Here is an 11,144-nt window from a genome sequence, read left to right as displayed (position 1 = left end):
TAAAGACTTATTTTATTTAATATTCTCGTTTGATTATAATTCGTCAATCCATCGGAAAAATCCGCTTGCTGTTATAAAAGCTTTTCAAGCTGCTTTTCCGGACTGCCAGTCCGTCAGACTTATTATAAAATCAAACAATCCGAAAGACGCTGCGGTCGAGTCGGATTTTGTTGAAAACCTAAAACGTTTCGACAATCGAATCATATTCGTTGAGGATTATCTTGATCGAAGCTCAATGTTATCCCTTATAGAATGTTGCGATTGCTATGTTTCTTTGCACAGATCGGAGGGGTACGGCATGGGTATGGCAGAAGCAATTTGCCTTGGTCGGAAAGTAGTGGCGACGGATTATTCTGGAAATACTGACTTCATGAATACAAACAATAGTTATGCGGTTGATTATCGACTGATAAATGTAGAGGATGGAGAATATTATTTGTCTCAAGGACAATATTGGGCGAGTCCAAGCCACGAAAGTGCAGTAAAGCAACTTAGGCTGGCCTTCAATAATAAAATTAGTTTGTTTGATAAATTGATGCAAAGAAGATTCTCATATCGAAGCGGAATACCAACTAAGGCAGCCATTGCGAAGATGATTCATAAACGAATAGTCGAGATAAAGCGTGAAAATGTTTTTGATTGATTGTTGTTTTATAGTAAGATTGTGTAGAAGCGCGCAGCGTTTGCTATTGGAACAATCTTACAATGGGAGATACGGCACTTTTTAAAGACTACAGAATTCACGGCTGTCGCACTAAATTCAGCACGCTCGATACAACATGTATAATTACATCAAATCTCGAAGAACCGAGCGATTGCGAGGGACAGCCGTCACTTCAACGCCACCAAGGTCTGTCGTCACTTGAACGGATTGTGTCGTCTCGGGTTTTCATTTCTCTGATGTGGGAGTGACGATGCTGAGCGATGCGCAATGGTCTGAGCTGGAGCCCCTAGTCGAGGCCTGCCGGCCCAAAGCCAAAACGCCGCCGCAGGACCTGCAACGCACGCTCTCGGCGATCCGCTGGCGACATCAGAACGGCGCCAAATGGCGGGCCATTCATGAGGACTGGGTCCGTGGTGGCAGCGGCGCAGATCTTTATTCGCTGGTCCGGTGCCGGCGTCTGGGAACGCCTGCTCGACCTTGTGCAGGAGCGCGGCGTTTAACTCGGGATGGTGTTTCTCGACGGCACGAACGTGCGGGCACACCAAAATGCGGCAGGCGCTGCCAAAAGGGGGATCTGCGGCCGAGCGAGACACTTGTGAAGCTCTTGGCCGCCTTCATCCTGAGCCTGTCGAAGGACGCGTGGCGGCTATGGGACCAAGGCTTGCGTGATCGCCGACGGGCAGGGCCGCGCCATCGCCTTCCGGCTGGCGCCCGGTCAGGCCCATAAACTGCCCCATGCGGTTCCGCTGCTCGACCAACTTCCTAGCGTGCCCAAGTGGGTCGTCGGGGACCGTGGCTACACCAGCCACGCCTTTCGTAAGCACATCTGGGACATGGGCGCACGGCCTGCGATCCCGCCTCGGCGCCACGAGGCGCCCGTCGCCTGCCCGGGATGGATCTACAACAACCGCAACCAAGTCGAGCGCCTCTGGGCTAGGCTCAAGGAGTGGCGCGCCATCCCCACCCGCTACGAGAAGACCGCCGTCAACTTCATGGGTGCCCTCTGCCTCGCCGCAGCCCTCGATTGGCTCAAGCGATGACACGCCGTAGATCCAAGCCAATAACAAGCGGTGAGGCACACTGGCGCAGAAGGCTTTGGCTCCGATCGTTTAAGGCAACAGGCTCGCATGAAGCTCACGCCTTTCAGCCGGGCCATTTTGTGCTAGCACTAAACTATGATGGTAAAATTTCCACATAAGACAAATAAACAGGGTCGCGTAAAAACGACCGGCAAGGGCATACTTGTTGGAGTACGCTTCCACGATGAGCAGCTAGCTCCGCTTGATGCCTGGATTTCAGAACATCCGGAGCCAAAGCCATCGCGACCTGAGGTAATTCGCGAGGCTGTAGCCGAGCATCTTAAAGCGAAAGGCTACCTGAAATGACCGATGCGCCGGATCCCGACAGCGCTGCCCATGCGATTACCAGAATGTCTACGCAGCGTTTTGTATGCATGCGACGATCCCGGCTCACCCTTTCGAGGAGCAAATGATCGTCACGCGGTTGGTTAGGGTGATGTGCCCACAGATCGGTAGTGGCTTCACGAGTACGATCGTCAAAGCCGCCTACGCTGATTTGACCGCCTGAAAACAGCATGATCTGGATGCCCGTGCTCCTCGCCTGTTAGTGATCAATCAGACTGACGGCTCGATGACGCTAGGATAGCTAGCCGGAACGCTCTCAACGACCGGCTGAACGGCCATAGCTACGCCCACCGTCGCAGGGATTCGCAAGGAATGAACTGGGAGAGAGACAGCTAATAAATGTGGGATCTGTCGGCCCGACCAGCTACGGCGCTGTTGGGCCAATGATCTAAAATAAAGCGACAGAAATAATAATATACATCCGGCCATCACGGCGGCCAACGTCATCAAGCTCATTCAAACAGCCGGCCAAGTGATCAACTTTCAAATGGTCCTGACTAAGGGCTATCGACGGTTTCTTAAACCGGGTTATGTAGCATTCGATCTCGGCGCCCATTCTGGCGAACATTTGGGGCATATTGCCCATTTGGTTGGTAAGAACGGCACGGTCTACGCCTTTGAACCGATCCTCCACCTTGCGACTGTGCTTCGGAAGCGTCTCCGAACAACGCCCCATGTTCACATCCGCGAGGCCGCCGTGTCTTGAGGGAGCGGCGAAACCGACTTCGTCGTCGCGGAGTTGCTCGCCGAGAGCGGTCTACGAGCGCATTCTTTCAGCCGTCTCGATATGCCGACGAAGTCAATCCGAGTCGTAGTCGAGACGCAGGACAACACCCTGGCACACCTCGATCGCCTCTCGTTCATCAAGATGGACATCGAGGGGGCCGAGATCGATGCGCTCTCGGCAGCGACAGCCCTTCTCGTCCGCGATCGCCCCATCCTCAGCGTTGAGTATGGCTGGGCGGGATATCGGATTTACGGCCACGAACGCCGAAGCCTATTCGATTTTGCCGGATCACACGGCTATGTCTGTGCCGACCTATTCGGAAACCTTGTTGAGGAGGAAACGGTCCAGAACGCGGTCGTGGATTTCGCCACATGGTACTTCCTCCTAGTGCCGCGTGAACTCAAAATCGGTCAGACGGCCGCATTTTGCCTTGGATAGAAGTTGCAGTATGTCAATAAGGCAAGGACTGACTGTTTATACTTTGACCATACGAGGCCGATTCATACAGGACACTCGTTTTGCAGAAATTTCATCTTTTTGCTATTGTCGTTTAGATTGAACGCGATTGATCCACTGTTAGGACTGAATTCGATTAATAATGTGTTAATTTAGATACATCGAAGCAGAAGCATCACTTTCTATGAAAAAAGCATCATAGGTTAGAGACGCCTAGCCCGCTCACCGTAGTCTCCAGTTCGGGGAACTGTTAACAGGGTGGAAGCGGACCATGAGCGAGAATGTTCAGCCCGGATCACAGGCGGGAGCCGAAGACGTTGTCCTGAACAAAGCTGATCTGGGGACCTGCCGGAGAGCCTTCATTCAGGCACTCGGACTCGGCACCGTAGGAGCAGCCATACTAGGAGCTGCTGGTCCAGATGCTGCAAAGGCACAAGGTGCGCCCGCAGACATCACCGACATTGACATTGTTCAGTTCGCACTCAACTTCGAGTATCTTGGTGCGGAGTACTACTTGCGCGCAGTCAATGGCGCGGGCCTCAAAGCTGGCGATATCGACGGCGTTGGGGGCGTTGGAACCGTCAACGGCGGTAAGCAGGTACCGTTCGCAGATCCTTTCATCCGCAAATTCGCTTTCGAGCTGGCCGCCGATGAAGAAGCCCATGTTCGGACACTCCGCGCCGCGCTACCGGATGCGAGCCGAATTGGACGGCCGCAGCTCGATCTCGATTTCGCATTCACCTTCGCGGCTCGCTCGGCCGGGCTCGTTGGGCCGAATGACCGTTTTGACGTTTATGCTAGCGACGACACGTTCCTCCTGGGGGCCTTTCTTCTAGAGGACGTCTGCGTCACGGCCCTGATCGGCGGTGCGCCGTTCATTAAGGACAAGAGCGTCCTTATGACGGCTTCCGGCTTCCTGGGCACCGAAGGGTATCAGGCGGGCGCAATCCGCACGCTCCTCTACTCCCGCGGTTTGATCACGCAGGCGAACGCGATCTCGAACGCACGCGATGCCCTCGACGGCAACACTGATCTCGATCAAGGCATCAGTGGAGATCAGTCGGCGACGCCCGGCTTTTCTCAAACCGATGCTAATCTTGTTCCCGCCGATCGCAATAGCCTCGCTTTCGGACGGACGTTCGGTCAGGTCCTTAACATCGCCTATCTGAACACTTCGCAGAGCCCCGGCGGCTTCTTCCCACAGGGCCTACGAGGTCGTCTGCGGTAATCTCAGCCAATTAAAACAATAACAGGCCATAGATCAACACACGGACGAGCTCCGCCACAAAAGGACTAAATCACGACAGCAAAGCCACGCGAGGCGAGCTCGCGTGGCTTTGCTGGGGCTGTACCATACGCCTTAATTTGACGGGGGCGGAAGACCGCTTTGTCCTCCAACAAACACGAGGCGTGATTGCCGACAGCTTTGGGAACGATGTGGTCGGTCGCTAGCTTCGCCATCGTCAGTGCCTGCTACGTTGGACCGCTTCCATGTACATATGGCGACAGTAGCGGTCGCATCCGGGCGAGCGTGGGCGACCTGGTGCAGGATCTTGATCTCGAGATCCGCGTGCCTTTGCGCGCATCGCCGGCGCATCGGCGGAGGGCTCGCGACTCCTGGCCCAGCGGCCAAACTGGACGAACGATCCACATGGACATCCAATCTGACAGGTAGGTTTTATGATGCTGTGGTTTAGTCGTTGAGCATCGGGAACTTGGCGCACCTAGGCGCGCCCCTACCCAGCGCGCCTTTGCCGCTAAGAAGAAACTTGAGCGAAGCTCTCTCCGTAGAGACCGGAAATGGCAGCTGCGGAGAACGGATCTTTGGACAAGCCGCATTACATCGTCCGACGTAGCCGGTCCGGCCGGTTCAATTTCGTTCTGATCACCGAAGCCGGGCGCTTTACGGGGTCCGTCTCTATCCGAAGCGAAGGTCAATCCAGCGCTGAGATCAAACGGCAGGCTAGTGACAAAATTCGTGCCCTCGCCAAGAGTTTCGCTGAGGCTACCAGAGGCACATTGATGACGGAGGATGGGCCGATGAATGAGGCGGAGGCTGACGAGCCGCCGCCCCCCCCCTCGGCGCATTTGCTTCATAAGCCCTACGTAATATCGCGGAATTATGTAGCGTAGGCGAGTTGCCAAAGTTATAGCGCAAGGACTACCCGGACCGCGCTTGCGCACATTGTAAAGCGTTCTCGGGCAGACAAAGTTTTCGCTGACTCAAAACTGGATCGTGCCGTCCGGAAGTGTCACCACGACACGCGACTCAATCGGTCGGATGTCCCAAAGCGTAGCTTCCGCGTAGCGAATCATTCGCGTACCGTCACTTGCAATGGGATGAAGATAGCAATGATCGAGCGCCAAGACTAAGCTCGGCACGCTGGCGCCACGCGAAGGATCAGCATTCAAAGTGAACTGCACGACATCCTGAAAGCCAGTCGGGACCCGTGCCAGCACGGCGATGAATTGATCGACCGCTTCGAAATCCAGGCCGAGGGACAGTCTCAGCCGCTTAATCGGCTCCGCTGCCGCATGGTCGGACGTCGTTCGAAGCAGCGTTAGCTTGAAGTGCGCTTGCCCGCTTTTTGGCATCTCCCAATGATGGGCCGTCGGAATTCCGAACAGCGGAGGGATCGTCCGTGGCAAGCGCTTCGAATGATCGGCAATGCGAAGTTCGAGCCGGCCGTTTTCGCGATAGTGTAGTAGCGGGTTGACCTTGCTGTCCACCACGTCCGGATAGCGTCCAAGATAGCTTAACGTGCTAAAATGCGGATGCGGATCGAGACCTTTCGCAGCACCGACCTTGAGGTAGTGCTGCAAGGGATTTTGCCGGGCCCTCGTCTGAAGCCGATAGAATGCAGTGTCGAAGTCAGCGTTCGGGTCGTAACCCCGGCGCCCACCAATCAGGCTGTAATGTAGGTAGGGATCAAGGGCGGAGGCTGCCGCATCGGGATGGCTTTGCAGGTAATAAGCGCTGTCGAACAACTTCGGCACCCGGCCAAAAACGAAGCGGCGCAAAATGCCGGTGAGCCGTCGGCCGAGGCGCGGTGCGGCAGTGTCGATCATGAGGCCATCGGTTGTGCGCGGCTCGGTCATGCGAAAGTCGAGGCCTCGCAGATCCGGCGCAGATGTTCGCGGTAGGTCTCCGGCGCGCATTCCGAGCGGATGCGTGCTAGTCCCGCGGATTGTACACGTCGCCAGAGGTCGGCGGTCTCGTGGAGGCGCACGAGCCCCTCGGCGAAAGCCTCCGGATCTAGCCAGTCGCAGCTCTCGTAGCCGACGCCTTCTTCCCAGCCGATCTGCGCAGCCAAGATCGGCGTAACGAAGCACGGAAGTCCGTGCCGTACCGCTTCGTGCACCTTGTGCGGGATGCCGGCGGCGAAGCGTGTCGGAGCGAGGCAGACGCGGGCTGCATCGAAGAACGGTCCCGCCTCGGGCACCCGGCCCATCACCATGACGCCGGGCCTCGTGTAGCGGGCGCGGATCGCGGGCGCGATGGTGCCGACGATCCGCAGCGTCGTGTCGGGCATTCGCGCCCGCAGGCGAGGCCAAACCACGTCGAAAAACCAATCTAGCGAATCGACGTTCGGCTGCCCGTCCTGCCCCAACGCGCCGATGAACAGGAAACCAGCCCGATCGGCGAATCGTGGGCCCGAGGCCTCTGGCAGCGCCATGGCATGACCGAGGACCGTCGCGTTGACGCGGGCATAGTTCGCGAGCAGCCGCACCTCGGCCTCCGAGACGCAGACTACCTGATCGGCAATCGCGTAATATCGCGTCTCGGAAATTGCATCCCTCGCAAGATCGGCCGCGATGCCGGAGCCCCGCTCCATCACGGCGCCGACGAAGGCGCGGGAAGCGAAAAGGGCTTCGGAATCGAACACGACGCGGGATTTGACGAAGGCGCGCGGGCTCGATCCGACATCGAGAAGAAGCTGCATCACGAGCGCGATGTTGTGCGGTCGGCTGACCCAAAGAACATCGAAATAGCCCGGGCGCTCGCCGATTAGCCGGGCGAGGCCGTCGCGTCCCTCGGAGGCGAGGATTTCGACCCGCTGGTCGATGTCACGGCAGCGCTGAGCCTGCTCCGCATCTGCCCGGTAGATCGGATAGAGCGTCACGCCGTAGCCAAGTTCGGCCATCGTGTTCACGATGTGGTTGGCGCGTGGATAGCCGGCGCCCATGTCGAGATGCGGAACGGTGTCGTCGATGAACAAAACGCGCAATGCCCATGGGTCGTGGTCGCGGGCGGCAAGCCCTGTTTGCGACGGGCCCTGGTGGAAGAGCCAGTTGCGGTGCCGCTCCAGAAACAGCGCACGGTTGCGATCGAGGAGCATTTCCACATCGGCGCGCTTGGCGCTGGTGGCGTTCTCGAAATGGACCGCGGTGGCACGGGCTTGGTAGATCACGCGCCGCCCGGCCTGATGGCATCGCACGCAGAGGTCAGTATCCTCGAAATAGGCCGGCGCGTAAGCGTCGTCGAAGCCACCGAGCGTCTGGAACAGCGCCCGCTCGATCATCAGCACGGCGCCGGAGACGTAGCCGACCTCGCGGGTAAAACTGGCCTCCGACACAAACGGGTCGGGCACGCCCCTTAGATAGGGGTGGGTGATCTGCGCGTCCGCCTGAAAGTTAGCACCCGCCTCTTGCAGGATGCCGCCGGGGAACACGAGGCGCGCCCCGACAATCCCAACATGGTCGAGATCGGTGAAAGTCCGCGCCATAGCCCGAATTGCGCCAGGCATTAGGTCGACGTCGGGGTTGAGAAACAGGATGAGACGGCCGCGTGCGCGTGCCGCGCCGTCGTTGCATGCCGGCCCGAACCCGGCATTCGCCGCGTTGCGGATGAGCGTCGCTCCGTCGATTCGGTCTAACAGGGCACCGGTCTCCGGCATCGATGCGTTGTCGACGACGATGACCTCGAACGGCACGCCCGCAAGACCTTGCTGCGCCGCGAGGCGCCACAGGGTGAGCGCGAGGATATGGCGGGCGTTCAATGAAACAATGACAATCGAAACGAGCGGTGCCTCCTCCGCCCGAAAAGCGATCCGCACGTCGTTGAGAAAAAGGGTGTCGCAGATCAGACGTGCTTCGGCGATCACCACCCGGCGTCCGATGTCGGCATCGACGGCGTCGAAGGGCTCGGTCACGGTGGTTTCGCTCTTGGCTGCGTCACCCTTGGACACGTCGCTTCCGGTGCCAGCTTCCTCGATGCCGCCACCCTTGCCGGCGGTGCTATCGAGCAGATCTGTCTTGGGCATGTCGCTCATGGCTAGATTGTTCTGCCGGCATGCGCGGGTGCGATTGCGATCCGGCCGATCAGATCGTTGGTGAGGAACAGCACCGTCCCGTTCGCGACGATCGGAGCCAGTCCAATGGCCGACATGCTGACAACTGCAGGAACCGGCGTCAGGTCCGAACGCAGCGACTCGAAGGCGAACCCAGGCGATAGGCCGAGCGGTGCGATCCCGTCGAGCGTGAGTTCGTGGGCGCGTCCGCCATCGGGCTCGATGAGGAAAGCAGCGACCGCACGGACACCGGTGAGCAGGTGGCTCGGCAGGACGAGCACGAGGGCGACCCCGTTCGCGCTTGCGCCGACGCACCGCGCCGCGGTCGCCCAATCGGGCCGGACGTCGCGGAACGCACGGGCGGCAGCCTCACGGATCTCCCGAGGCAAGCGTTTCTCGCGGACCCATTCCGGCGACATCGCCACGGCGACGGGACCAAGCGATGCCGTCGTCTCCCCTGGCGGCGTGGAGCCGGCAAACCAGCGGCGCCGCTCCGGCGCGTACCTGATCGCTTGTGCCGCCGTCTCGCCCAGGCGCTCGGTCGCCAATAGCCGTCCGAAAGCCGGATGGTCCTGAAGCGCGGAAATCGCCGAGCGGACACCGATCGGCCAGGACTGCTCCATCGATTCGACGATTGCGGCGGGCGGTGCGACGGCAACGGGTCGCCTGTGACTTGCGGCGTAGATCACGTCAGCGAGTTCGGCTTCGGCCTGCTGCGAGATCGCGTTGAAGCGCGCAAACAGTGTAGCGCAAGCCTGCGTCAACGCTGAGAGACCGGCGGGATCCGAACGCAGCGCCAGGATCGCCGCTTTAACCTCGGCGACGTCCGCGCAACGATGCGCCGACTCCTCGGCGCCGAACCCCTCGAAGCCTATCGCGGTGCCGACCACCGGCACGCCGTAGGACAGGGCCTCGGCGACTTTCATCTTCAGGCCGCTGCCCATCAGCATCGGCGCCACAATCACGTCGGTCTCGGCGTAGAACGCCACGAGATCTTCAACGTAGCCGAGCAGCGTCACTCCCGGCAGGTCGAGGCCGCCCAGCGCGTGGCAGATCTCGCCGGCGATCCGCAATTCCGGCTTGTCCGGTGTCCAGCCCGCGGCCCATGCGTGGGCGAACTTGCTGATTGAGAACAGGTTGGGATCGTTGCCGTGCCCGACGAAGCCGATCCGTGCGATCACGCGCGGCGCTGAGAACGGTGCGCGGACCGGAAATACCGGCGGCAGCAGCAGCACCCGCCGGTCGGTCAACCCAGCGAAGTAAGCCGCCTCCTCCGATTGGATCGCCAGCACCACATCGGCGCGGTCGAGCGCAGCCGCCTCGCTCTTGCGGTCGGTGTAGTAGAAGTTTGGTTCAGCCCGAAACGGACGGTACTGCAGCTGCCGATCGGAGAAGCGGTCATGCGTGTCGATGAGCTTGAGCATGTCCTGCGCGTAATCGAGGCAGCGCGACAGGAACACGTAGTTGACGAGGATCGCCACGGTGCCGGGGTGTTCCGCCGCATACCACGCCACGAACCGGTCGAGCGCTGCCGAGCCCCATTCGTCGATCCCGAAAGTTGGGGAGCGCGTTTTCAGCGGGATCGTCTCGTTCGCTTCGATCAGGAACGTACGCTGGAAGCTCGCCTGCATCGCCGCGAGATCGGTTGGCGGGTGCTGACCGAAGCGCCGGTAGACCTGATCCTCGTGGGCGAAGTAGGCGAAGTCGACGGCGAAGCCCGCGCGTTGAAGCGCCGAGCAGGTGAGCGCCAGCCGTTTGCGGTTGCCGGCGCTGGCTGGCGCGGCCGGCATCGGCGCGACTACGAGGACCGTGGCGATCGGCGCCAGAGTAGACGACGGGGTCTCGGCGCTCATCTGGCAGCTGCGCTCAGTCGCGCCGCGGCGAAGCCGCCATTCGCGATCAAGAAGACACGCTGGGGTCGCCCAACCTCTGGTCCCCAAAGCGGATCAAGGCCGAGATTCATCCGCGACGCCGGCGAGAACGTCATGCGCGCCGTCGCGACGCGGGCGCAGCGGAGTCCGGGCCCGGAATCGAACAAGACGTAGTTCGGCACCTCCGTGCCCGAGATGCTGCAGGCCCGCGGATCGTCGGCGAGCGTGACCTCCGGCCCGTCCTTGGGCACCGGAACGTCGCGAATAGCCGGCGTCAGCAGGGTAATCGGGTCGGCCAGGGCCGTGGCGTTCCGAGGCGTCATCGACGAGAGCACGGCTCGGGCCATCACGGCGGCGTCGCCGGGTGACAGCGTCCCCGCCGGTTCGGCCGGGCCGGTCGCAAGGGTGATGGGATGGAAATGCGTGGCGACGACGAGCCGTGTCCCGCGTGCAAGCGCCGTTCCCGCAGCGTCGCCTCGCGTGCGCAGCAGCAGCAAGCCAGTCGGCCGCTTCTCCCGCGCCGTCATGCCGGCGAACGCCCAGGTCTCGAGCGTGACGTCGCCGGGCGCGACCACCGCGAGGGGAATCGGCATTGAGGTCGGCAAGCGAAAGCTGCAGAGTACCCAATCGGATCCGAAGCGGAAGATGCGGGCGTTGCACCGGGTGGACGCGCCTTCACGGTCGAACGACGCGGTCATCCGTTGCCTTCAT

7 protein-coding genes and 1 pseudogene are annotated in these 11,144 nt (G+C 60.1%); 4 read left to right on the top strand and 4 right to left on the bottom strand.

All coding sequences use genetic code 11. The features are described 5' to 3' along the window. From FV230_RS03065 to FV230_RS03040, 4 genes and pseudogenes are all read left to right on the top strand, one after another. Window positions 1-643 (top strand): glycosyltransferase (locus tag FV230_RS03065; RefSeq protein WP_147841203.1); only part of this gene is annotated, 643 nt, incomplete at its 5' end. Window positions 644-914: 271 nt separating this feature from the next. Then, window positions 915-1,704: pseudogene (locus FV230_RS03060) on the top strand (IS5 family transposase). Window positions 1,705-2,827: 1,123 nt separating this feature from the next. Beyond that, window positions 2,828-3,253 (top strand): FkbM family methyltransferase, encoded by a 426-nt coding sequence (locus tag FV230_RS03045; protein WP_187275363.1) that lies wholly within the window; start codon window positions 2,828-2,830, stop codon window positions 3,251-3,253. Window positions 3,254-3,542: 289 nt separating this feature from the next. After that, a complete protein-coding gene (locus FV230_RS03040) occupies window positions 3,543-4,499 on the top strand; it encodes a ferritin-like domain-containing protein (RefSeq protein WP_147841199.1) in 957 nt (318 codons plus the stop codon). Window positions 4,500-5,494: 995 nt separating this feature from the next. Here the strand turns inward: FV230_RS03040 and FV230_RS03030 are convergent. Genes FV230_RS03030 through FV230_RS03015 form a run of 4 tightly spaced genes read right to left on the bottom strand, consistent with a single transcriptional unit; the run spans window position 5,495 to window position 11,131 of the window. Beyond that, window positions 5,495-6,370 carry a hypothetical protein gene (locus tag FV230_RS03030; protein WP_147841197.1) on the bottom strand — a complete coding sequence of 292 codons (876 nt, stop codon included), beginning with the start codon at window positions 6,368-6,370 and terminating at the stop codon, window positions 5,495-5,497. Beyond that, window positions 6,367-8,544, bottom strand: coding sequence for a glycosyltransferase (locus tag FV230_RS03025; RefSeq protein WP_246694707.1), 2,178 nt, complete (start codon window positions 8,542-8,544; stop codon window positions 6,367-6,369). The genes FV230_RS03030 and FV230_RS03025 overlap by 4 nt, the downstream gene beginning before the upstream one ends. 2 nt (window positions 8,545-8,546) lie before the next feature. After that, window positions 8,547-10,415 (bottom strand): glycosyltransferase family 4 protein, encoded by a 1,869-nt coding sequence (locus FV230_RS03020; RefSeq protein ID WP_147841196.1) that lies wholly within the window; start codon window positions 10,413-10,415, stop codon window positions 8,547-8,549. Further along, window positions 10,412-11,131: a hypothetical protein gene (locus FV230_RS03015; protein WP_147841195.1), complete on the bottom strand. Its 720-nt coding sequence runs from the start codon at window positions 11,129-11,131 to the stop codon at window positions 10,412-10,414. The genes FV230_RS03020 and FV230_RS03015 overlap by 4 nt, the downstream gene beginning before the upstream one ends. Between the last annotated feature and the right edge of the window lie 13 nt (window positions 11,132-11,144).

This window comes from Methylobacterium sp. WL6 (assembly GCF_008040095.1).
Taxonomy (GTDB): domain Bacteria; phylum Pseudomonadota; class Alphaproteobacteria; order Rhizobiales; family Beijerinckiaceae; genus Methylobacterium.
This window is presented reverse-complemented; position numbering and strand designations above follow the sequence as displayed.